Below are 21,938 nucleotides of genomic sequence, written 5' to 3'. Positions count from 1 at the left end.
AAAGTCAGTCGGCGATGGTGATGCCCATGGAACGGGCGGTGCCGGCGATGATCTTCTCGGCGGCCTCGACGTCGTTCGCGTTGAGGTCCTGCATCTTGGTCTCGGCGATCTGGCGAAGCTGCTCGCGGGTCAGCTTGCCCACCTTGTCCTTGTGCGGGTTCGCGCTGCCCTTCTGCAGACCGGCGGCCTTCTTGATCAGCTCGGGCGCCGGCGGCGTCTTCGTGATGAAGGTGAAGGTGCGGTCTTCGAAGATGGTGATCTCAACGGGGATGATGTTGCCCCGCTGGGCCTCCGTCGCCGCGTTGTACTGCTTGACGAAGTCCATGATGTTGACGCCGTGCGGACCGAGCGCGGTACCGACCGGCGGCGCGGGGGTGGCCTGTCCAGCGGGAAGCTGGACCTTCACCAGTGCCGCGACTTTCTTCTTTGGAGGCATTTGTCCTTCTCCGGGTCCTTTGTCCTACAAAAGCCTCAGGCACGCCGAAGCAGGGCGTGCGTGAGGACGGCTATCGAGTCTACGCGAGGCGGTCAGATCTTCGAGACCTGGTTGAACGACAGCTCGACCGGGGTCTCTCGGCCGAAGATCGAGACGAGGACCTTGAGCTTCTGCGACTCGGCGCTGATCTCGCTGACCGTGGCCGGCAGCGTGGCGAACGGCCCGTCCATGACCGTGACGGACTCGCCGACCTCGAAGTCGACGGTCGCGGTGGTCGTCTTGGTCGTGGCCTTCTTGACTTCCTCGGAAGGCTCCGGGGCGAGCAGCTTGGCGACCTCGTCGAGGTTCAGCGGACTCGGCTTGTTGGACAGGCCGACGAAGCCGGTCACACCGGGCGTGTTGCGCACCGCGGCCCAGGACTCGTCGGTCAGGTCCATCCGGACCAGGACGTAACCGGGAAGCACGCGCTCCTTGATCGGAGTCTTCTTGCCGCCCTTGAACTCCGTGATCGTGTGGGTCGGCACCTCGACCTGGAAGATGTAGTCCTCCATGTTGAGGGACCCGATACGGCTCTCGATGTTCTGCTTCACGCGGTTCTCGTAACCGGCGTACGAGTGGATGACGTACCACTCGCCGAACTGGCCGCGAAGCTGACGCTTGAACTCCTCGACCGGGTCGACATCCGGGAGGACGTCACCGTCCTCGTCGACCTGCGCGGCGGCCTCGGCCGAGTCTTCGCCGCCGTCACCGCCGTCTGAATCGGCGACCGTGGTCTCCTCGGTCTCCTCGACCTCTGCTACGGCCTCGTCCTGCTCGGTGCCCCACTCGTCATGCTCGTCATGGGAGCGGTCGGCCGGCATCGGGGACTCGGACACGGGACTCTTCCTTCTTCGCTTGGTGTCTTGACGTGCTGTGACGTCTCGGGCGGGATCAGGATCCGCCGAAGAGCCAGAGCACTGCCTTACCCAGCAGCGTATCGATCCCGAACACGAGCCCAACCATGATCACAACGAAGACCAGGACAACTATGGTGTACGAGATCAGGTCATTGCGCCGGGGCCAGATGACCTTGCGCAGCTCGGCGACGACCTGCCGGTAGAACAGAGCGGGCGAGGTGCGCTTTGCCTTCTTCTCACTGGTCGGCTTGCCTGGCTTGCCAGCGGTCTCACCGCGGGTGTCGATCGCCACAGTCCTCACCTGATCCGTCGTGTCCGTCGCAGTTGCGGCGCGCTTTCACGCCATTGTTGCGCGGACCGCACTCCGCAGGGCACGAGGGACTCGAACCCCCAACCGCCGGTTTTGGAGACCGGTGCGCTACCAATTGCGCTAGTGCCCTAAGCCGTGCACCACCATACCCGAGAAACGCACTGAAGCGTCCGTCGCGCCGTTCACGTGGCCCACTAGTCGGTGAAGTGTACGCGGGATTCACCACTCCGTCGAACCACATGGTCGCCGCACCGCCCGGAGGCGGCCCGGGTGCCGTTCGTGTGTGGTCTAAAGCTACCGTGCGAACCCGTCCGCATCCTGGATATGGAGACGAAACCGCGTGGCGCGTCTGGAACGATGGAGGCATGACCCGACCTCGCATCTCCGCACGTATATCCGCGATCTCCGAGTCCGCGACTCTGGCCGTGGACGCCAAGGCCAAGGCGATGAAGGCGGCCGGTCGCCCGGTCATCGGCTTCGGCGCCGGCGAGCCTGACTTCCCCACGCCCGACTACATTGTCGAGGCGGCCGTCGAGGCGTGCCGGAACCCCAGGTTCCACAAGTACACGCCGGCCGGGGGCCTGCCCGAGCTCAAGCAGGCGATCGCCGAAAAGACGCTGCGCGACAGCGGGTTCCAGGTCGAGGCCGCCCAGGTTCTGGTGACCAACGGCGGCAAGCAGGCGGTCTACGAGGCGTTCGCCACGCTGCTCGACCCCGGTGACGAGGTCCTGGTCGTGGCGCCCTACTGGACGACGTACCCGGAGGCGATCAAGCTCGCGGGCGGCGTCCAGGTCGACGTGGTCACCGACGAGACGACCGGCTACCTGGCCTCGGTCGAGCAGCTCGAGGAGAAGCTGACCGACCGCACCAAGGTGCTGCTGTTCGTCTCGCCGTCCAACCCGACGGGGGCCGTCTACTCCCCCGCCCAGGTCGAGGAGATCGGCCGCTGGGCGCTGGACAAGGGCCTGTGGGTCGTGACCGACGAGATCTACGAGCACCTGGTCTACGGCGAGGCGAAGTTCTCCAGCATCGCCACCGCCGTGCCCGAGCTGCGCGACCGGGTCGTCGTGCTGAACGGCGTGGCCAAGACGTACGCGATGACCGGCTGGCGGGTGGGCTGGCTGATCGGCCCGTCCGACGTGGTCAAGGCGGCGACGAACCTGCAGTCCCACGCCACCTCCAACGTCTCCAACGTCGCCCAGGCCGCCGCGCTCGCCGCCGTCTCCGGCGACCTGTCCGCCGTCGCCCAGATGCGCGCGGCGTTCGACCGGCGCCGCCAGACCATGGTCCGGATGCTCAACGAGATCCCCGGCGTGGTCTGCCCCGAGCCGTTCGGCGCGTTCTACGCGTACCCGTCGGTCAAGGCGCTGCTGGGCAAGGAGATCCGCGGCAAGCGCCCGCAGACCTCGGCCGAGCTGGCCGAGCTCATCCTGGAGGAGGCCGAGGTCGCGCTGGTGCCCGGCGAAGCGTTCGGCACCCCGGGCTACTTCCGCCTGTCGTACGCGCTCGGCGACGACGACCTGGTCGAGGGCGTCAGCCGGGTGGCCAAGCTCCTGGCCGAGGCGCACTGAAACCAAGGCGCGAAACGCGCTGAGTGTCGTCGAGGGGCCCGGGCGCAGGAGTGCGCCCGGGCCCCTCGCATGCATGCCCGGACTCTTTCGACCGTCGTTCAGGGCACCCGCAGGCTCCGGACCAGGTGTGCCAGGTCGTCCACGGCCCGCGCCGAGTCGGCCGGGTCGGCGACGACGGTCGCCGCGAGGGCGAGGCCGACCTCGGGATGCCACAGGAAGGTCCGGCCGGACAGCGGCCCCGCTCCGCTTCGCGGCGGGTCCTCCCAGGTGAGCAAAGTGCCGTCGACACCGCCCACGGACGCGCCCCGGAACTTCGCCGAGGAGATCTGCCGGAGCCATCCGCGGGTCTCCACCTCCAACCCGCGGTAGACGGACACGGCGACGTACGGGCCCTCGCCCGGCCTGCCGCCCCAGAACCTGGTGGTCCCCGACCATTCGTGGCCCATCATGCTGTCGCCGCCCGACGACTTCCCAAGGTTCGCGAGGACGCCGATCCCGTCCACTGAGGCGGCGGTGCCCGCGGCCACCTCCTCGACACCTTCCGCGATCCTCAGCAGCTCGCCGGCCAGCGAGGTCGTCGCCCAGATGCGCACACCTACGCCGGGCCGTACGACCCACAGCACCATGCAGCCCTTGTCCATGCGGCGGTCGGGCGAGCTGACGGAGCCCTTCAGGGCCGCGGCCGAACCGACGGAGACGCGCTGCACGTCGAACAGGGTCTCGTTCGTCGGCCAGGGAACGTGGCGAAGCCTGTCCAGGTCGAGCGCCTCGCGGCCGTGCACGACCTCCACCGTCACGTTCCGCGTGCCGTCGGACCAGGAGCGGCCGATACCGCCGAGCTGCAGGCCCGCCCGCCCGGTGGCACGCAGCCCGGATGGCAGGTACGTCACCCGCATGCCGCCCGTGTCGCCGTTCCAGGCCACGCTCAGCCCCTCGGCGATCTTGCCGAGCTCGCCCTTCAGGGAGGCAGACATCGTGACCCGGAGCGCCACGCCCGGCTCCGGCACCCACATCTCGTCGGTGTCGGAGAACGCGACGGGGTCGCTTCCCTTCGCCGGCTCGCTCGCCACCGGCCCCAAGTTCAGGGCGAGGAGGTCGAGGGCATCCTCCAAGCGCCGGCCGGTCCGGTAGACGCCAACCTGGACGAACCCATCGTCGCCACGCCACCGCAACGCCTCGCCGGACAGCGGACCGGCCTTCACCTCGATGTGCTCCGGACGGCCGCCGAACCCCTGCGGGAGGTAGCCGACCTCGACGCCTCCGACCTCGGCGAGCGCCTTGCCCGTGGAGATCTGATGCCGGGGGACGAGCGCGACGTAGGCGGGCACCGCTCCGGCCGCGACCAAGACCGCGGCGACGACGGCGACCAGTCGCAGGCGCGTGCGGCGCACGCGGTCCGAGCGCCACACGACCCGATCGACCAGGTCCGGCGCGATCGCCATACCGACCGTCTCGTCCGCCATGGCCCGGCGCAGCGCGCTCTCAAGCTCTGACATCGTCGATCACCTCCGCGCCCAGCAGCCGGCGCAGCCGTACGAGGGCTTTGGCGGTCTGGCTCTTGACGGTGCCCACCGAGCACCCGAGCACCTTCGCGGTCTGCGCCTCCGTCATGTCCTCCCAGAACCGGAGGACGACCGCGGCCCGCTGACGCGGGGGCAGGGCCCGCAGGCCGTCCATGAGCACCTGACGCAACTCGACGTCGGCGCGCGGCGCAGGCGTCTCCGGCGGCGAATGGGTCGGGATGATCCGCAGAAGGGCACGGCGCCTCGCCCGGCTGATCGCGAGGTTGACGATGATCCGCCGCACGTACGGCTCCGGGTCGGCGTCCCTGCGTAACCTGTGCCAGTTACGGCAGGCTCGCTCCAGCGCCGCCTGCAGCACGTCCTCGGCGTCGTCGGAAGCGCCACAGGTGAGATGGGCTGTGCGGAGCAGGCTCGTGCCACGGGCCGCGACGAACTCAGCGAACCCGTCCGGGGGTCTCACGCGCTTTCATCCAGTCTCATGCCCACACGTACGCTCGGCCACCGCGGAAGGTTGCCCTTTGTTCATCCCGCTTCCCAGAGGTAAGAGATCGGTACGGATGTGAGCCGATCCCCGAAGGGCAGCGGCGTGTCCGCGAAGCTCACCACGTAACCGTGCACGAACGCGTCGCCGAGCCGGTCGCGCATCGCGGCGAGATGGCGGAAACTCCCCGCGTCCACGGTCAGGCCCGACTTGACCTCCAGAGCCACGACGCGCCCGTCGGGTGTCTCGAGGATGACGTCGATCTCCTTGCTGTGGTCGCGGAAATGCAGCAGCTCCGCCCGTGTCTTCGACCAGCTCAGCTGTTTGCGCAGCTCGTTGACCACGAAGGTCTCCGTCAGCGGGCCCCTGCGGCGGTCCTCCGGCTTCAGCAGGGCCTCGGCGTCCGCGCCGAGCAGATGGCTCGCCAGGCCGGTATCGGTCAGGTGGACCTTCGAGCGGCGCTTCGCGCGGGTGGCGTGGCTGCCCGCCCATGCCGGCACTTCCCTGATGAGATTGGTCATCCGGAGGAACCCGATGTAGTCCTCCGTCGTGTGCCTGGCGAGCCCGAAATCGGCGTTGATCTGGGAGACGACGAGCTCGTTGGCGGTTCGCGCGGCCAGGATCGCCAGAAGACGGGGTAGCTCTGACGCGCGCCTGGCCCCCGTGAGGTCGGCCACGTCTCGCTGCATGATCGTTTGAATGAGGCTGTCGAACCACAGCCCGCGATCCTCCGCATCCAGATTGACCGCTTCGGGGTACCCGCCGGCGCAAAGGAGCCCCAAATAATCGCGCGGCCCGAACCTGGACACCGTCCCTTCGCGCAGACTCCCGGGATCCTTGAAGGCGATGTCGACAAAGCCATCCGGCGTTCCGTGCAGTTCTCCTTGCGAGAAGGGCCAAAGGCCGAGGAGCACGGCCCGCCCCGCGAGAGACTCCGAAAGGCCCGGGACCGTGAGGAAGTCGGCAGAACCAGTCAGTAGGTACTGCCCCGGCTCGGAGTCGCGGTCCACGTGCAACTTGATCGCCCGTACGAGGGCGTCGCCGCCGAACTGGATCTCATCGATGGCCCTGGGTGGTGTTCCGTATTGGGCGAACCCCACAGGATCGACGAGGGCGGCGGCCAGGGTCCTGCTGTCGTCGTCCAGGCTGCGGAAGGTGCCGGGATTGTCTGTCAGGATCTGGCGTACCAACGTGGTCTTCCCGCACTGGCGCGGGCCCGTGACGATCACAACGCGGAATGCTCTGAGCCGTCTGCCGACCTGCTCCATCCCGTATCGCCCCCATGTATTGCCAACTTTGCAACGCAGCTACTGCCAATAAATGCACGCACCTGCTGCCAACTACGTGCGGTCGCTGATGACAAAAACGCCGCGCCCAAGGATGACCCACTGCGGGGAGCCGGTACGGCCGGGGCCTCCGGGCCCGGAAGCGGGCGCGGAGGCGTGGGACGGACCGGTGTCACTTGTCCAGGGCGACTCCGGCGGCGATCTTCTCGAGCTCCTTGTCGGCCGCGGCCTCGCCGAGCTTGGCCGCGTAGTCAGGGCTGATCATGACCTCGACCCCGACGCCGGGGGCGAGCGTCCACACGATCGTCCGGGTGCCCCCGTCGTTGATCTGGTCGCCGCCCTCCGACAGGCTCACCAGGTACGCCTTCCTGCCGCCGGCCTCGATCGGCTTGGCGCCCTGCGCGGCGTAGCCCTGCATGCGCTTGGTCAGCACGCTCGCGGCATCCTTCCGATAGACGATCATCTGGACGCTGTACATGCCGGGTTCCAGCCCGGGCTCCACCCAGCTCGTGGTGTAGCTCCGCTTGCCGAATCCGTCCTTGCCGGACCACTTGCCCCATTCGAGCCCCTCGGGCAGGTAGCCGACGTGCACGCCGCCGAGCGTTCGGCCGTCCCCCAGGTCGCCGAGGTCCTGGGGCATCCGCGGGTCCTCGGGGCCCGCCGAGGTGGTGGGGGCCGGGTCGGCCGTCGTGGCGATCGTGATCGTGACCGCCGCCCCTGCGGGAGCGGCCGTCCCGGGCTGCGGCATCTGGGCGAAGACCGTCCCCGCCGGGGCCTCGTCGGTGACGACCTTCGTGGCTCTCACCGTGTAGCCGGCCTCCTTCAGGAGGGCGTTGACCTCCGCGGCGCTCTTGCCGACCACATCGGGGACGACCCCTCCCGGCACGGCGACCGTGTCGCCGGAGCCGGGCGCGGACGCGGACGCGGCCGGGGCCCCCGAACCGGTGGCGCCGGTCCCGGCGAGGCTGCCGACGGCCGGGACGGTGTCGGGCCGGGCGGTCAGCGCCACGGGCACGCCCACGGCGACCGCCGCGGTGAGCACGGCCGCGCCCGCCGTACGAAACCTGACGACGTGGCGGCGGTTGCGCCGCCGGACGGCCTGGCCCAGCGACGGCGATGCGTGCACGCCGGCGACCTGAGCGGCCATGGCTTCCCTCAGCGCCTCTTCGACGTTCATGCGGACGCTCCTTCCAGGTTCTCCATGCGTGCGCGCACGCGTGCCAGGCCTCGGGCGGCCTGGCTCTTGACGGTGCCGACCGAGCAGCCGAGCAGCGCCGCGGTCTCGGCCTCCGACAGGTCCTCCCAGTAGCGCAGGACCAGTACGGCCCGCATCCGGGCCGGCAGCTTCCTGAGTTCGGTGACGAGCACGTCCCGCAGGCCGAGGTCGGGCGACTCCACGGGCGTCTCCGGCGGCTGGGCGAAGGTGATCTCCTGAAGCACCTTGCGCCGCCTGGCCTTGCTGATCGCGCCGTTCACCACGACCCGGCGCGCGTACGCCTCGGGGTTGTCGTGCCGGATGCGCGGCCAGTGCCGGTAGACCTTCTCCAGCGCGTTCTGGACCATGTCCTCGGCGTCGGACGCCGAGGCCCCGCAGACCAGGATCGCGGTGCGCAGGAGGGCGGTGCTGCGCGCGGCCAGGAACTCGTCGAAGGCCGCCTCGTCTTCTTCGGTCATGAGCTCCCCTTTCGTCCCTCCCCAACGCGCCAACCCGGCGACGGGTTGAGAGCGGCATGCGGCAACATATGGAGATGGCACGTCCACTAGACACGCTCCCCAAAGCACATCTGCACCTGCACTTCACCGGCTCGATGCGGCATTCGACGCTGATCGAGCTCGCCCGGGAGCAGGGCGTCCACCTTCCCGACGCGCTGGTGGAGGACTGGCCGCCGAAACTGCGGGCGACCGACGAGCGCGGCTGGTTCAGGTTCCAGCGGCTGTACGACATCGCGCGGTCGGTGCTGCGCCGGCCCGAGGACGTCTACCGGCTGGTGCGCGAGGCCGCCGAGGACGAGGCCCGGGAGGGGTCGCGCTGGCTGGAGATCCAGGTCGACCCGTCCGGGTACGCCCAGCGTTTCGGCGGGCTGACCGAGACCCTCGAACTCGTCCTCGACGCGACGGAGAAGGCGGCCAGGGAGGCCGGGATCGGCATGGCGGTGATCGTGGCCGCCAACCGCACCCGGCACACGCTCGACGCCAGGACGCTGGCCCGCCTGGCGGCGCACTACGAGGGTAAGGGTGTGGTGGGTTTCGGCCTGTCGAACGACGAGCGGCGCGGCAGGGCCAGGGACTTCGAGCACGCCTTCCGCATCGCCAGGCGCGCGGGGCTGCTCGCGGTGCCGCACGGCGGCGAGCTGCTGGGCGCGGCGAGCGTGGCCGAGTGCCTCGACGACCTGGGCGCCGACCGGATCGGTCACGGGGTGCGCGCGGCCGAGTCGCCCCGCCTGATGGAGCGGCTGGCCGACCGGCAGATCACCTGCGAGGTGTGCCCGCTGTCCAACGTGGGTCTCGGGGTGGCGGAACGCCCCGAGGACGTGCCGCTGCGCCGGCTGTTCGAGGCCGGGGTGCCGATCGCCCTCGGCGCCGACGACCCACTGTTGTTCGGCGCCCGGCTGCTGCCGCAGTACGAGCTCGCGAGGGACGTCTACGGCTTCTCCGACGCGGAGATCGCCGAACTCGCCCGGCAGTCGATCCGGTCGTCGACGGCGCCCGACGCGGTCAAGAAGGAGTTGCTGAGCGAGATCGACGCCTGGCTCGCCTCCCCCGAGTGAGTCTGCGGTTCATCGGACCGAGGAGGCGATCCGCACCGCCTCGGCGCGGTCCGGTCCCTCCAGCCGCAGCCCGACCAGCCTGTGCTGCCAGATGAGCGTCGGCCCGGCCACGCGTTCCTCGCGCGGCGCGCCGCCGCCCGACGGGACGTACGACACCCCGTGGGGCTGCTGTATCCACCAGCCGCCGACGGCGCCCACCTGCTCCGGGAACGGTTCTCCGAGTTCCTTGCGCCAGACGACGCCCAGCGTGCCCGTCGAACTCGTCGAGCCGGACGCCCGGCCACAGGAGTGTCACCACCCGGCCCACCGTCGGCGAGGCGGACGTCGGCCGGCTCGCCGAGCGCGGACGGCACGGCGATGGGGAAGCGGGCGGTCCGCCGCGCCTCCTCCAGCGTCACCCGGCGCTCGCCGGGCAACGGGCTCGGCACTCCCGTGGGCAGCGGCCCGGCCCCGCCGACGTGGATCTCGACGCCGGCGAAGCGCAGCACCGACACGACCGCGGCCCGGCCCTGCGGGGTGGCCCCGAGCAGCACGGCCATCAGCACCGCCACCGCCGCTGCCGCCACGCGCGGCGACGGCCGCCATGTCCGGTGTTCCCGACGTTCCCGAGTTCGGCCGTCCCCGAGGCGGGCGCGTACGGCACGCGCCACGTCGGCGGGAGGCGGCGCGGGGGGCACGGCCAGGTCGGCGCCGAGGGCCCGCAGCCGCGACTCAAGGTCCTCCGGTGCGATCGCGTCGTCATCCGAGGTGCTCACGGCCCACCTCCTCCCGCAGGCGCCGCAGGGCCCGGAAGGTCCGCGACTTCACCGTGCCGAGCCGCACGCCGAGCACCTCGGCCGTCTCCGCCTCGGACAACTGCAGGAAATACCGGCAGACCACGGCTTCGCGTTCCCGTTCGGGCAGCGCGCGTACGGCCTCCAGCAGGCGACTCCTGCCGTCGGCGTCCACGGCCACGCCCTCCGGGTCCTCCGGTCCGTACGGCTCCCGCTCGCGGCCCAGCCGTACGGCGAGGTCGGAGCGGCGGCCGCGCGACCGGGTGAGGTCGTGGGTCTCGTTGGCCACGATGCGCAGCAGCCAGGGGCGGAAGGCCGAGCCCCGGCGGAAGCTTCCGAGGTGGCGGAACGCCTTGACGAACGCCTCCTGGACGACGTCCTCCGCCTCGTCGGCCGCGCCGAGCAGACTCGCCGTACGGTGGGCGAGCGCGCTGTATCGGGTGACCAGCACCTCGTAGGCGTCAAGGTCACCGGCCAGGGCGCGGGTCACTGCCTCGTCGTCGTCCATCAGGGGCAATCGGGGGGCATCGGGACGGAGGTGAAGCCTACGATCAGGCGGGCATCCCGTCCACAGTGCTGTCCGAAGAACAGTGCCGCCTGAAGAGACAGTGCCGCCGAAAGAACGGTGCCGCCCGAAGCCCTCATTGGCGGCCCCTCCGGCGAAGCGGACACCCGCCGATGAGGCGGGCACTACACTTTCCACGACCGTCAGCGTGCAGATCGAGGATCCTATGTCTGGGTATGACCGAGTAGTCCAGCCGGCGGCCGGGGACGAGGCTCTGGAGAACCACCTCGGCGGCGACGAGGCCAAGAACTACCGGCAGTACGAGTTCGACATGGTCGCGCCGCACGTCGGTCGGTCGCTCCTGGAGATCGGCTCGGGGCTCGGGCACTTCGCCGAGCAGTTCCTGCCGCGCCTGGACAGGCTCGTGGTGAGCGACTTCGATCCCTACTGCGTGGAGCAACTGCGCAGGAGGTTCGCCGACCGCGACGACGTGTCGGTGCTCCAGTTCGGCCTGCCGACCGAGATCCCCCTGGCCGACCCGGTCGACACCGTCGTGATGATGAACGTCCTCGAGCACATCGAGGAGGACGCCGAGGCGCTGCGATCGCTGGCCAGGGTGACCGTCCCCGGCGGCCGGATCGTCATCTGGGTGCCCGGCTACATGCAGCTCTACGGGGACTTCGACCGCAAGGTGGGGCACGTCACCCGCTACACCCCCGCCACGCTGCGTAAGACGGTCACCGACGCCGGCCTCGACGTCCAGGTGCTCAAGCCGATCAACTTCCTCGGCGGCATCGCCTGGTGGGCGGCGGTGCGGCGGGGCGGCGTGGGCTACCCCGACCCCCGGCTCGTCAAGATCTACGACCGCACCGTCGTGCCGATGACCCGGCTCATCGAGCGGTTCGTCCGCCCGCCGTTCGGCCAGACCGTGTTCTGCGTGGCCCGCGTCCCGCGCTGACGCGCGAGGGCCGCCGGAGCGGCCCGGAGACCCGAATTGTGCGACAAATGCCTCCTACCTGCACAATGGGTCCCCCATGAGTGAAACCAGGATCCTCGTCGTCGAGGACGAGCCAAACATCCGGGACATCGTGGAAGTCGCCCTCAGGTTCCACGGCTTCCGGGTGACGGCCGTGGGCACGGGAGCCGCGGCGCTCGGCGAGGTGCTGAGGAACCAGCCCGACCTGGTCGTCCTCGACGTCATGCTGCCCGACATCGACGGCTTCGAGGTGTGCCGGCGGATCCGGGCCGACGGCGTGCACCCTCCCGTGATCTTCCTCACCGCCCGCGACGCGGTCGCCGACACCGTGCGCGGGCTGACCCTCGGCGGGGACGACTACGTCACCAAACCCTTCTCCGTCGAGGCGCTGGTCGCGCGGATCCGCGCCGTGCTGCGCCGTACGACGGTGCCGGAGGCGGCCGATCGGGCGCACGGGCCGATCCTCCGAGTCGCCGACCTGGAGCTCGACGAGGCGCGCTGGGAGGTGCGGCGCGGCGGCGTCCCCGTGGACCTGTCGCCGACCGAGTTCCGCCTCCTGGCCTTCCTCATGGCCAACGCCGGTCTGGTGCTCACCAAGCGGCGCCTGCTCGAGGAGGTCTGGGGCTACGGCGGGAGTTCGCAGGTGCTGGAGACCTACATCTCCTACCTGCGCCGCAAGCTCGACCCGCTCGGCCCGCCGCTGATCCACACCCAGCGCGGCATCGGATACTCGTTGCGCCCGCCCCAGGACATGTGACGGACCCGTGATGTCGCTCAGGACGCGCCTGCTCGCCGGGCTGCTCGGGGTGAGCGCGGTCCTGCTCGTCGTGTTCTCCCTCGTCAGCGTCGTCGTCCTGCGTGGGCACCTGCGTACGCGGCTGGAGGGGCAGGTGGTGGCGGCGACCGTCACGGCGGCGCGCCGGGTGGTCGAGGGGGACCCGCTCGACCAGGCCCTGACGGGCTCCACCTACGCCGTCGCCGTCTACAACCTGTCGGCCGGACACGCGCGTCTGGTCGGCGGCGACGCAGACGAGGCCGGGGCCGTCCCCAGCCTGGCCGAGGCGCTGGGCAAGGACAGGCTGCTGGCGTACGCCGCGCAGGGCCGCACCTTCGACCTCGACCCGAGCGGCGGGCACGACCTGCTCGCGGCCGCGGCCCTGTCGCCGAGCGGCCTGCGGCTGACGGTCATCGCGGTGCCCCTGGACGCGGTCGACGATCCGGTGCGCCACCTCCTGATCAGCGAACTGGCGACCGGCGGGGTGTTGATTCTGCTGCTGGCCGCGGGCGGCCGGCTGCTGATCGCCGGCGGCCTGGCGCCGCTCGGCAAGATGGCGCGGACCGCGCACCTCGTGGCCGAGGGCGGCGACCTGTCGGCCCGGATGCCCGAGGGGCCGTCGGAGGTCGGCAGGCTCGGCGCCGCGATCAACCTCATGCTCGACCGGATCGCCGACGCCTTCCGCGACCGCCAGGCGTCGGAGGACCGCGTGCGGCGCTTCGCCGCCGACGCCTCCCACGAGTTGCGCACCCCGCTGTCGACCATCTCCGGGTACGCGGAGCTGTACCGGGCCGGGGCGATCCCGTCCGAGGACATGCCCAAGATCATGGGACGGATCGAGGCCGAGGCCAACCGCATGGGCCGCCTGGTGGGCGAGATGCTGGAACTCGCCCGGCTCGACCGGGGCGCCACCCTCGCGCTCGACGAGACCGACCTGGCCGAGATGGCCCGTGAGGTGGCCGCCGACTCGGCCGCTCTCGACCCCGCCCATCCCGTGACGGTGGAGGCGCCGGCGTCCCTGGTCGCGACCGTGGACGAGGCCAGGGTCCGCCAGGTGCTCGTCAACCTGCTCGGCAACGTGCGGGAGCACACGCCCGAGGGAACCCGGGCCACCGTACGGCTGCTGCGCGCCCCGCAGTCGGTGACGATCGAGGTGCGCGACACCGGGCCGGGGATGAGCCCGGAGCAGGCCGAACGCGCCTTCGACCGCTTCCAGCGCGGAGAGGACCACCTGTCCGGCGGGGCGGGGCTCGGCCTGTCGATCGTGAAGGCCATCGTGGAGGCGCACGGCGGCCGGTGCCGGATCGTCTCCTCCCCCGGCGAAGGGACGGCCGTACACATCGCGCTCCCTGCGATGCAAGAGGCTACTGGCGGGTAGTTAACGAGCACAGCTCGTTTCACCGCCGAGGAGGTCGACGATGACGACCGATTACGCCAAGGCCAGGGAGGTGGCCGAGCAGGCGCGCGAGACGGAGTGGACCCGCCCGAGCTTCGGCAAGCAGCTCTTCCTCGGGGACTTCCGGCTGGACCTCGTGCACCCCGCCCCCCGCCTCACCGAGGAGGAGATCAAGAAGGGCGACGACTTCCTGCGCGCCCTGCGGGCGTTCCTGCAGGAAAAGGTCGATCCCGCGCTCATCGAGCGCACCGCCGTGATTCCGGACGAGGTGATCAAGGGCCTGGCGGCGATCGGGGCGTTCGGCATGACCACCGAGGAGGAGTACGGCGGGCTGGGGCTGAGCCACCTGTACTACTGCCGGGCGCTGGAACTCGTCACGTCGTGCTCTCCCGCGCTCAGCGCGCTGCTGTCGGCCCATCAGTCCATCGGGGTTCCGCAGCCGCTGCGGCTGTTCGGCACCCCCGAGCAGAAGCGCCGCTTCCTGCCCCGCTGCGCCCGGGGCGAGATCTCCGCCTTCCTGCTGACCGAGCCGGACGTCGGCTCCGACCCCGCCCGGCTGTCCACGACCGCCGTCCGCGACGGCGACGCGTACGTGATCAACGGCGTCAAGCTGTGGACGACCAACGGCGTGGTGGCCGACCTGCTGGTCGTGATGGCCAGGACCGGCGCCAAGATCTCGGCCTTCGTGGTCGAGGCCGACTCCCCCGGCATCACCGTCGAGCACCGCAACCAGTTCATGGGCCTGCGCGGCATCGAGAACGGCGTCACCCGCTTCCACCAGGTGCGCGTGCCGGTGGAGAACCTGATCGGCCGCGAGGGCCAGGGCCTGAAGATCGCTTTGACCACGCTGAACACCGGGCGTCTCTCCCTGCCGGCCACCTGCGTCGGCGCGGCGAAGTGGGCGACGAAGATCGCCCGCGAATGGGGACGCGAACGGGTCCAGTGGGGCCGGCCGGTCGGCCAGCACGAGGCCATCGCCCGCAAGGTCGCCTTCATCGCCGCCACCGCGTACGCGCTGGAGTCCGTTGTGGACCTCGCCAGCCGGATGGCCGACGACGAACGCAACGACATCCGCATCGAGGCCGCGCTCGCCAAGCTGTACGGCACGGAGATGGCCTGGCGGCTGATGGACGAGCTGGTGCAGATGAGGGGCGGACGCGGCTACGAGACCGCCGAGTCGCTGCACGCCCGCGGCGAGCGAGGCGTGCCCGTCGAGCAGATGCTGCGCGACCTGCGGATCAACCGGATCTTCGAGGGCTCGACCGAGATCATGCACCTGCTCATCGCCCGCGAGGCGGTGGACGCGCACCTGTCGGTCGCGGGCGAGCTCGTCGATCCGAAGGCCGGCCTGCGGGCCAAGGGGCGGGCGGCCACCCGCGCCGGCGCCTTCTACGCCAGATGGCTGCCGAGCCTGGTGACCGGGCCCGGCCAGGTGCCCACGTCGTACGCCGAGTTCGGCCCGCTGGCCCAGCACCTGCGCTACGTCGAGCGGACGAGCCGCAAGCTCGCCAGGTCGACGTTCTACGGCATGTCCCGCTGGCAGGCGCGACTGGAGCACAAGCAGGGCTTCCTGTCGCGCATCGTGGACATCGGCGCCGAACTGTTCGCCATCACCGCGGTCTGCGTGCGCGCCCAGGAGGACTCGGCCGAGTTCGGGCGCAAGCCGTACGAGCTGGCGGACACCTTCTGCCACCAGGCCCGGCAGCGGGCCGAGGCGCTGTTCGACCGGCTGTGGGACAACACCGACGCCAGGGACGTACGGCTGGCCCGGCGGGTGCTCGACGGGCGCTACACGTTCCTGGAGGAGGGCATCGTCGATCCTTCGCTGGAGGGCCCGTGGATCGCCCCCCAGCGCACCGGGCCGTCCATGTTCGAGGACGTCCACCGGCGCATCGGCTGAACGCCACGGCCCCGCCCTCGTTCCCGGGCGGGGCCCTGCTGTAAGGCCGTCAGGCTCACAGGTCGTAGCACCACATCCAGCCGTGGCCCGAGATGTAGCAGCGGTACCAGCCGTCACCGGGCTGCATCGCGTGCGCCGGTCCGGACAGGACGCCGAAGGTGGTGACGGCGACAGCCGTGGTGGCGAGGACGGCGGCGGCGCGCTTGATGGACTTCACTGGAATCTCCTGTGCAACGAATGTCTCTCTTGCGGGTTCGAGTAGACATCCCGCCGCTTGTGAAGATCTGGGGGCCGACTTGCACCTCAGTTGAACGATTCACACGCTTCAGCATGCTTCGGCACGCTTCGGCAGGAGAAAAACCCTTTGTCCGGGGACGCGGCGCCTTGTTAGGATGACCGGCATGTGGATTCTGTACGGCGACCGCTGATCAGCCCTCTGAGCCGCTGATCCGCTCAGCTTTCCGGCCCTGTCCATCCGACGCGGCAGCTGAGTGACGGCACCTCGGTGCCGCGTTCCCGACGTACAAGGAGATCCCGTATGCGTACTCGCGCGTCCAGCAAGGGCGGCAAGCAGCAGAACCCGCGCACGCCGCAGCCCCAGCGTTCCTTCCCCCCGCCACCACGCCAGATCCCGGCCCCGTCCATGCGGCCGGTACGGCAGCCGCGGCGGCTGCCGAGAGCCAAGTAAGCCGCTTCGCGACGAAAAGGGCACCCCGGAGTGATCCGGGGTGCCCTTTCCGGGTGGAACGGTCAGAGACGCTCGATGATCGTGACGTTGGCCTGGCCGCCGCCCTCGCACATCGTCTGCAGGCCGTACCGCCCGCCGGTGCGCTCAAGCTCGTGCAGGAGCTTGGTCATGAGGATCGCGCCGGTGCCGCCCAGCGGGTGCCCCAGCGCGATCGCGCCGCCGTTGGGGTTGGTCCGCGCCGGGTCGGCCCCGATCTCCTTGAGCCAGGCCAGCGGCACCGGGGCGAACGCCTCGTTGATCTCGATGACGTCGATGTCCCCGATCGAGAGCCCCGCCTTGGCCAGCGCCTTCCGGGTGGCCGGGATCGGCGCCGTGAGCATGTAGACCGGGTCGTCGCCGGTCAGCGCGAGCGTGACGATGCGGGCGCGCGGGACCAGGCCGTGGTCGCGCACCGCCTGCTCCGAGGCGATGAGCAGCGCGCCGGAGCCGTCGGAGATCTGCGAGGAGGTGGCCGCGGTGATCCGGCCGCCCTCGCGCAGGGTCTTCAGCTCGGCCATCTTCTCCAGCGTGGTGTCCGGCCGGGGACCCTCGTCGTCGGTCACGCCGTTGACCGGGGCGATCTGGTCCTTGAAGTGGCCGTTCGCGATCGCCTTCGCGGCCCGCTGGTGGCTCTCGTAGGCGTAGCGCTCCAGCTCGTCACGCTCCAGGCCCCACTTCTCGCACATCAGCTCCGCGCCGCGGAACTGGGAGATCTCCTGCTTGCCGTACCGCTCGACCCACTTGTCGCCGAACGGGAACGGCATGCCCTTCTCCAGGGCCGCCGAGATGCTCGACCCCATCGGGACGATCGACATCGACTCGACGCCGGCCGCCACGACCAGGTCCTGCGTGCCCGACAGCACTCCCTGCGCGGCGAAGTGGATGGCCTGCTGCGACGAGCCGCACTGCCGGTCGATCGTGACTCCGGCCACGGTCTCCGGGAGGCCCGCGCTGAGCCACGCGTTGCGCGCGATGTCCATGGACTGCGGGCCGAACTGCATGACGCAGCCCATGATCACGTCGTCCACGGCGGCGGGGTCGACGCCGGTGCGCTCGACGAGCGCGGAGAGAGTGTGGGCGGCCAGGTCGACCGGGTGGACCGTGGAGAGCCCGCCCTTCTTCTTGCCGACCGGCGTGCGGACCGCCCCGACGATGTACGCCTCTGCCACAGTGCCTCCATAGGAAACCGAGCAATGTTCGGTTAGTGAGAGGTTACATCAGAACTTTCGTCGGGGGAGGCGACGGTATGGGCATGGGTGACGGGCAGAGCTCAGGCATAACCTCCGGGAAGCGCGTCGGCGGGCTCGACCAGCTGGAAACCCCGGCTGTCTGCAGCGATTCCCCGCAGCCCGTTCGCGAGCGTCACCGCGATGGCCGCTCGCCCCACCAGTTCCGCCCGCTTGTCGTCCTCACGCACCATGTCCCCATCCACGATGCCGGCGGCGATGAGGGGGTCCTCGGGGGCGCCCTCCGTGTGGGAGTCGGTGTCCGGCGCGCTCGCGGTCGCGTCCGCGCTCGTCACGTCTTCCGCCGGCCGTCGGCCGCTTCTCCGGGGGCCGCGCCGGGAAGCCCCGCGTCCTCCCGCGCCTCCTCCGTACGCGCGATCGGGGGAGACCCGGGCGATCGCGATCTCCGTGAGGTACGGCCAGCGGGTCTGGGCGGCGGGCGGCATGCGATGCCCCTCTTCGACCGTGACCAGCAGGTCGGCGCCCGCGTAGACGTCGGCGACCCGGCCACGGCGTACGGGGACGTGGACGACGCCGTCGACGAGTTCCCCTTCGGGCCACTGTTCGGTGTCCACGGCCTCGACCGGGCCCAGTAGCCCGCGCAGGATCGGCAGGATCTCCTCGGGCTCCGGCACGGCCGGCAGGTAGACCAGCGGGTCTCCGCCGTCCTCCGCCGGATCGAGCGGCTCGCCCTGGCAGAGCGACCAGCCGCCCAGGCGGTACGCGATTCCCTCGGCCAGGCTCTTGTCGAAGAAGTCCACCGGCAGCGGGCCCTCGGCGGCGATCCGGCACGCCCAGAGCCTGTCCTCGTCGGGCACGCCGAGCTTGGCGAGGACGTCTCCGGTCAGTTCGACGGGCGACTGGATGCGCGACCCGCCCGCGAGGATGTCGTCGCCGTCGGCCCTCGCCTCGGGATCGGCGAGTTGCGCGACCGCCAGCAGTGTCTTCGGATCCGGCCGGGCGGGCAGCAGCGCCGTGGGCCCCGTGCGCAGCCGACCGGGAAGCAGGAGTTTCGAGAACCAGCCCACAGGCCCTCCTCATGATCGGTCGAAGAGACCATAACCCCGACGGCCTCCGATCACGAGCCCTTCCGGCGAGGTGCCCCGGGCTCAGGACTTCGTTTTCGCCAGACGCGTTCCAGTCATCGTGGCGTAGACGATGACATTGTCGAAGTAGTGACCGGTCGAATAGTTGTATTTGCCGCCGCAGGTGATCAGCCTGAGCTCGGCGTTGTCGGCGTGCCCGTACACCCGGTTGGTGGGGAACGTCTGCTTGTTCGCCTGCTCGATACCGCCCACGGTGAAGATGGCTACGGTCCCGTCGAGGCGGTACACCTCGATCTTGTCTCCGTACGCCAGTTCGTGCAGGCGGGTGAAGACGGCGCTGCGGTTGGTTGTGTCCTTGTGGCCGAGCATGACCGCCGGGCCCGCCTCACCCGCCGTCGGGCCCCCGCGATACCAGCCGACCAGGTTCGGGTTGCTGATCGGGGGCGTCTGGATCGCGCCGGAGCGGTCGAGACCGACCGACTTGATCGGGGCGTTCACGCCGATCTTGGGAATGACCAGGCGCTTGGGCGTGGACGGCTGCATCGCCGGAGCCGCCGGAATGTTCGGAACCGGCGGAGGCGCGTCGGCGACCGCCTGCGTCAGCGGCTGCCCGGCGCCGCCCGGGCCCACGGAGGGGGCGAGCCCGTTCTGCGGCGCCGCGAGCTTGAGCGTCTGACGGGTCGGCGTGGCGTACTCGTCAGGGTTGTTCACCATGATCACTACGCCCACGACCACGATGACCAGGCCCAGGATGGCCGCCGTGATCAGCACCCGCCGGATGGCCGCCGCGCTGTCACCGGGAGGTTTCTCCTCCGGCGGCTGCGGCGGGGGCACCGGCTGCACGGGCTGCATCTGGGGCAGCATGACCGGCTGGAAGACCGGCTGGCCGTAAACCGGCTGCGGGTAGCCCTGCCCGCCCGGCCCGAGAGGCATGCCGTACGGCTGGCCCGGCGGGTACTGTCCAGGTGGCGGGGTGGTCATGGCTTCGTCCTACTGCCTCACCGGGCGGCGCCGGGTCCGGAGCACGAGTCCGCCGGCCCCCGCCGCCAGCATGAGCGCCGTGCCGGTGAGGACGAAGAGGCGGGCGTCCGGGCCCGCGTCGCCTCCACCACCGGTGGCCGCGCCGCCCCCGGGCGTGTTCTCGACCTGGGCGGACTTGGTCTTCGTCTTCTTCGGCGTGGGCGACGCGAAGACCGTCTCGTACACCGTCCGGGTGTTACGCGGCGTGGGCGAGGTGCTCGCGGAGGCACTGGCGCTGGGGCTCGCACTCGCGCTCGCGCTCGCGCTCGGGGACGCCGAGGCGTTCGTGACCGGAATCGTCGCCACCGCGGGGGCCGTGTTGGCACCCGTCGTGGCGACCACGCAGTTGTAGAGCAGGGTGGGCGTCGTGGTCGTGCCCGTGCCGGCGGGCGCGACCATGCTGATCTTGAAGTCCTTCGCCGTCAGCACGACGGAGGTGGCCCCGGCCGACGGCGTGACGGTCAGCGTCGCCACGGGGAGCGGCGGCATCGACGCCTGGGCCGCGACCGCCGAGGTCAACGCCGCGCCGGTCGGCGACGGCGTGGACACGCCCGCGGTCATACCGGCCGGCAGCGCCGACGCCGACACGCTGGGCTGCAACTCGATCGCCGCGCCACTCGCGATCTGCACCGGCGCGGGGAACTCCGAGGTCGTGAGCGGCTGGATGCTCAGGGACGCGGTGTACTGGGTGCCGGTCACCGTCGAGGTGCTCGCGGTGAGCGTCACCGTGAAATCGTGCGTGACGGCGGTGCCGCCCGCGCCCGGCGTGCAGGTGTATGTCACGGTTTTCGTGTCGGCATGCGCACCGAGCGCGCCCAGGCCCAGGAGAAGGCCCGCGCTGACCACTCCGGCCGCGGCGGCCCTTCCTGCGACACGGCCCCGCGCCTTTGACTTCAGCACTGACTTCTCTCCACTTCGATGCTCGCAGTCAACAGGCGTACCAGCATTCCAGCATACGGTCACAGTCAGGTAGAGATCTTACGGACAAAAACCCCAAGACCGCCTCCGGTTGCTCAAACTTTCTCGCGTTCTCGGCATGTCCGCGTCAGCCGGACGCTAGCGCCTGCCGTACGAACCGGCGTTCGGGCCGAAGCGGCGCAGCAGCAGCCCTCCGGCCGCTGCCGCGGCCATCAGCGCCAGGCCGGTGAGCACGACGAGCCGGGCGTCGGGGCCCGCGTCGCCCCCGGCCCCGGTCTGCGCACCGCCGACCGGCGTCGTCTTGATCTGCTTGGTCGCCGTACGGGGGACCGCCGCGGTGGCGGTCGCCGTGACCGTCCTGGTCCTGGTCGGGGTCGGGCTCGTCGACGCCGTGGCGCTGGGAGTGGGCGAGCTGCTCGCGTCGTCGTCGTCGCTGCCGGTCGGGCTCGGCGAGGGAGAGGGCGACGCGGACGCTGAGGGGGACGGCGAGGCGGACGAGGAGGCGGCCACGGTGAGCGCGAGCGACGCCCGGGTCGCGGAGTCCGGCAGCGTGCACGTGTAGAGCGCCTGCCCCGTGCCGGTCGTATCCCCGGCCGGCCGCAGCTTCAGCGTGAAGTTCCCGGCCGCGACTCCGACCGTGCCCTCCGCCGTCGGGGTCAGCGTGACGAGCAGTTCGGGGATCGGCGTCAGCGTGGCCGACGGCGAGAGGGAGACCGGAACCGCCGTGGACGCGGACGGGCTCAGCGTGACGGCCGAAGGAGTCTCCTCCTGCGTGCCGGTCGTCGTGTCGTCCGTGGCCGAGCCCGACTCGTCGCCGGACGGCGTCGCACTGGGAGAGGGCGTCGCACTCGGGGACGGCGTCGCGGAGGTGTCCGCCGCCACCTGAGACTCCGTGTCGCGGGCGTCACCCGCGTCTTCCGGAGACGGGGAGGCCGACGGGGACGGGGTGGCGGACGCGGAAGGCGACGCCGACGGTGACGGCGTGGGGGTCGGCGAGGCGCTGGGAGTGGCGGACTCGCTCACGACGGGAGCGCCGGTCACCTCCATCAGGCCCTCGGCGATCACCAGGTCGTTCGCCGCGATGCCCGTCGCCGGTGCCACCATCGCGCTCTGGCCGTCCGACGGGGTGGCGGGAGCGATCCGCCAGGTCACGGTCGCCGCGCTGCTCACCACCGGGTTGTCGGGCGCGACCAGGGTCACGTTCACGGGGTAGGTCGCGGCGGCGCCGCCCGCCGGGGTGCAGGAATACGACACGGTCCTGGTTTCGGTCGCCGCGAGCACCGGCCACGTCATCAGGGCCAGTGCGGCCGTCGCTCCCGCCGCCGATCGGGCCGCGATGCGACGCCGGGCACTCCTGCGCCGGGCACTGGGGTCGGGCACGACGTCTCTCCTGCCACCACAGTCA

Annotated in this window: 23 protein-coding genes and 1 tRNA gene; 7 read left to right on the top strand and 17 right to left on the bottom strand. The window is 70.7% G+C overall.

The genetic code is table 11. The features are described 5' to 3' along the window. Positions 1 to 4: 4 nt before the first annotated feature. The 4 genes from rplK to B1L11_RS32205 form a co-directional block, all read right to left on the bottom strand. Positions 5 to 436, bottom strand: a complete 432-nt coding sequence (gene rplK / locus B1L11_RS32220) for a 50S ribosomal protein L11 (RefSeq protein WP_030510282.1) — start codon at positions 434 to 436, stop codon at positions 5 to 7. 92 nt (positions 437 to 528) lie between these two features. Continuing rightward, positions 529 to 1,311 carry a transcription termination/antitermination protein NusG gene (gene nusG / locus B1L11_RS32215; RefSeq protein ID WP_079319150.1) on the bottom strand — a complete coding sequence of 261 codons (783 nt, stop codon included), beginning with the start codon at positions 1,309 to 1,311 and terminating at the stop codon, positions 529 to 531. A 55-nt stretch (positions 1,312 to 1,366) separates the two neighbouring features. After that, positions 1,367 to 1,624, bottom strand: a complete 258-nt coding sequence (gene secE / locus B1L11_RS32210; protein ID WP_079319160.1) for a preprotein translocase subunit SecE — start codon at positions 1,622 to 1,624, stop codon at positions 1,367 to 1,369. 75 nt (positions 1,625 to 1,699) lie between these two features. Next, positions 1,700 to 1,772, bottom strand: a tRNA-Trp gene (locus tag B1L11_RS32205). 235 nt (positions 1,773 to 2,007) lie between these two features. Here B1L11_RS32205 and B1L11_RS32200 point away from each other — a divergent pair. Beyond that, on the top strand, positions 2,008 to 3,213 hold the full coding sequence (locus B1L11_RS32200; protein WP_079319149.1) for a pyridoxal phosphate-dependent aminotransferase: 1,206 nt from the start codon (positions 2,008 to 2,010) through the stop codon (positions 3,211 to 3,213). A 98-nt stretch (positions 3,214 to 3,311) separates the two neighbouring features. Here the strand turns inward: B1L11_RS32200 and B1L11_RS32195 are convergent, their stop codons facing one another. From B1L11_RS32195 to B1L11_RS32175, 5 genes are all read right to left on the bottom strand, one after another. Then, positions 3,312 to 4,709 carry a hypothetical protein gene (locus B1L11_RS32195; RefSeq protein WP_143737697.1) on the bottom strand — a complete coding sequence of 466 codons (1,398 nt, stop codon included), beginning with the start codon at positions 4,707 to 4,709 and terminating at the stop codon, positions 3,312 to 3,314. Beyond that, on the bottom strand, positions 4,696 to 5,196 hold the full coding sequence (locus B1L11_RS32190) for a SigE family RNA polymerase sigma factor (protein ID WP_079319147.1): 501 nt from the start codon (positions 5,194 to 5,196) through the stop codon (positions 4,696 to 4,698). The genes B1L11_RS32195 and B1L11_RS32190 overlap by 14 nt, the downstream gene beginning before the upstream one ends. A 62-nt stretch (positions 5,197 to 5,258) precedes the next feature. Continuing rightward, a complete protein-coding gene (locus B1L11_RS32185; protein WP_218671455.1) occupies positions 5,259 to 6,446 on the bottom strand; it encodes an ATP-binding protein in 1,188 nt (395 codons plus the stop codon). Positions 6,447 to 6,675: 229 nt separating this feature from the next. Further along, on the bottom strand, positions 6,676 to 7,680 hold the full coding sequence (locus B1L11_RS32180; RefSeq protein ID WP_079319145.1) for a PASTA domain-containing protein: 1,005 nt from the start codon (positions 7,678 to 7,680) through the stop codon (positions 6,676 to 6,678). After that, positions 7,677 to 8,177 (bottom strand): SigE family RNA polymerase sigma factor, encoded by a 501-nt coding sequence (locus tag B1L11_RS32175; RefSeq protein ID WP_079319144.1) that lies wholly within the window; start codon positions 8,175 to 8,177, stop codon positions 7,677 to 7,679. The genes B1L11_RS32180 and B1L11_RS32175 overlap by 4 nt, the downstream gene beginning before the upstream one ends. 74 nt (positions 8,178 to 8,251) lie before the next feature. On the opposite strand from B1L11_RS32175, the gene B1L11_RS32170 reads away from it, so the two are divergent. Continuing rightward, positions 8,252 to 9,271 (top strand): adenosine deaminase, encoded by a 1,020-nt coding sequence (locus tag B1L11_RS32170; protein ID WP_079319159.1) that lies wholly within the window; start codon positions 8,252 to 8,254, stop codon positions 9,269 to 9,271. Positions 9,272 to 9,280: 9 nt separating this feature from the next. Here B1L11_RS32170 and B1L11_RS32165 read toward each other — a convergent pair whose 3' ends face one another. Continuing rightward, positions 9,281 to 9,469: a hypothetical protein gene (locus tag B1L11_RS32165; RefSeq protein WP_079319143.1), complete on the bottom strand. Its 189-nt coding sequence runs from the start codon at positions 9,467 to 9,469 to the stop codon at positions 9,281 to 9,283. Positions 9,470 to 10,009: 540 nt separating this feature from the next. Beyond that, positions 10,010 to 10,552 carry an RNA polymerase sigma factor gene (locus B1L11_RS32160; RefSeq protein WP_079319142.1) on the bottom strand — a complete coding sequence of 181 codons (543 nt, stop codon included), beginning with the start codon at positions 10,550 to 10,552 and terminating at the stop codon, positions 10,010 to 10,012. Between the two features lie 223 nt (positions 10,553 to 10,775). Here B1L11_RS32160 and B1L11_RS32155 point away from each other — a divergent pair, with 223 nt between their 5' ends. The 4 genes from B1L11_RS32155 (at position 10,776) to B1L11_RS32140 (ending at position 15,596) form a co-directional block, all read left to right on the top strand. After that, positions 10,776 to 11,507, top strand: a complete 732-nt coding sequence (locus tag B1L11_RS32155) for a methyltransferase (protein ID WP_079319141.1) — start codon at positions 10,776 to 10,778, stop codon at positions 11,505 to 11,507. 76 nt (positions 11,508 to 11,583) lie between these two features. Further along, positions 11,584 to 12,282, top strand: a complete 699-nt coding sequence (locus B1L11_RS32150; protein WP_079319140.1) for a response regulator transcription factor — start codon at positions 11,584 to 11,586, stop codon at positions 12,280 to 12,282. 10 nt (positions 12,283 to 12,292) lie between these two features. Beyond that, positions 12,293 to 13,678 (top strand): cell wall metabolism sensor histidine kinase WalK, encoded by a 1,386-nt coding sequence (locus B1L11_RS32145; protein ID WP_079319139.1) that lies wholly within the window; start codon positions 12,293 to 12,295, stop codon positions 13,676 to 13,678. Between the two features lie 40 nt (positions 13,679 to 13,718). Next, positions 13,719 to 15,596 (top strand): acyl-CoA dehydrogenase family protein, encoded by a 1,878-nt coding sequence (locus B1L11_RS32140; protein ID WP_079319138.1) that lies wholly within the window; start codon positions 13,719 to 13,721, stop codon positions 15,594 to 15,596. A 55-nt stretch (positions 15,597 to 15,651) separates the two neighbouring features. On the opposite strand, the gene B1L11_RS47315 is transcribed toward B1L11_RS32140, so the two are convergent. Then, entirely contained in the window at positions 15,652 to 15,813 is a 162-nt protein-coding gene (locus tag B1L11_RS47315) for a hypothetical protein (RefSeq protein ID WP_179155424.1), read from the bottom strand. A 321-nt stretch (positions 15,814 to 16,134) separates the two neighbouring features. Here B1L11_RS47315 and B1L11_RS47310 point away from each other — a divergent pair, with 321 nt between their 5' ends. Further along, entirely contained in the window at positions 16,135 to 16,284 is a 150-nt protein-coding gene (locus B1L11_RS47310; protein ID WP_179155423.1) for a hypothetical protein, read from the top strand. Between the two features lie 62 nt (positions 16,285 to 16,346). Here the strand turns inward: B1L11_RS47310 and B1L11_RS32135 are convergent, their stop codons facing one another. The 5 genes from B1L11_RS32135 to B1L11_RS47305 all read right to left on the bottom strand — a co-directional run bounded on the left by B1L11_RS32135 (position 16,347) and on the right by B1L11_RS47305 (position 21,913). After that, complete coding sequence (locus B1L11_RS32135; RefSeq protein ID WP_079319137.1) at positions 16,347 to 17,492, bottom strand: acetyl-CoA C-acetyltransferase; 1,146 nt, start codon at positions 17,490 to 17,492, stop codon at positions 16,347 to 16,349. 101 nt (positions 17,493 to 17,593) lie between these two features. Further along, positions 17,594 to 18,577: a hypothetical protein gene (locus tag B1L11_RS32130; RefSeq protein ID WP_079319136.1), complete on the bottom strand. Its 984-nt coding sequence runs from the start codon at positions 18,575 to 18,577 to the stop codon at positions 17,594 to 17,596. Between the two features lie 81 nt (positions 18,578 to 18,658). Further along, positions 18,659 to 19,576, bottom strand: coding sequence for a class F sortase (locus B1L11_RS32125; protein ID WP_079319135.1), 918 nt, complete (start codon positions 19,574 to 19,576; stop codon positions 18,659 to 18,661). Positions 19,577 to 19,585: 9 nt separating this feature from the next. Further along, entirely contained in the window at positions 19,586 to 20,398 is an 813-nt protein-coding gene (locus tag B1L11_RS32120; protein WP_143737696.1) for a hypothetical protein, read from the bottom strand. Positions 20,399 to 20,671: 273 nt separating this feature from the next. Next, positions 20,672 to 21,913, bottom strand: a complete 1,242-nt coding sequence (locus B1L11_RS47305; RefSeq protein WP_179155422.1) for a hypothetical protein — start codon at positions 21,911 to 21,913, stop codon at positions 20,672 to 20,674. Positions 21,914 to 21,938 lie beyond the last annotated feature (25 nt).

The sequence above is a fragment of the Microbispora sp. GKU 823 genome (genome assembly GCF_002027145.1).
GTDB lineage: Bacteria > Actinomycetota > Actinomycetes > Streptosporangiales > Streptosporangiaceae > Microbispora > Microbispora siamensis.
Note: the sequence above shows the minus strand (reverse complement) of the source record. Positions and strands in the feature narration are given on the sequence as shown.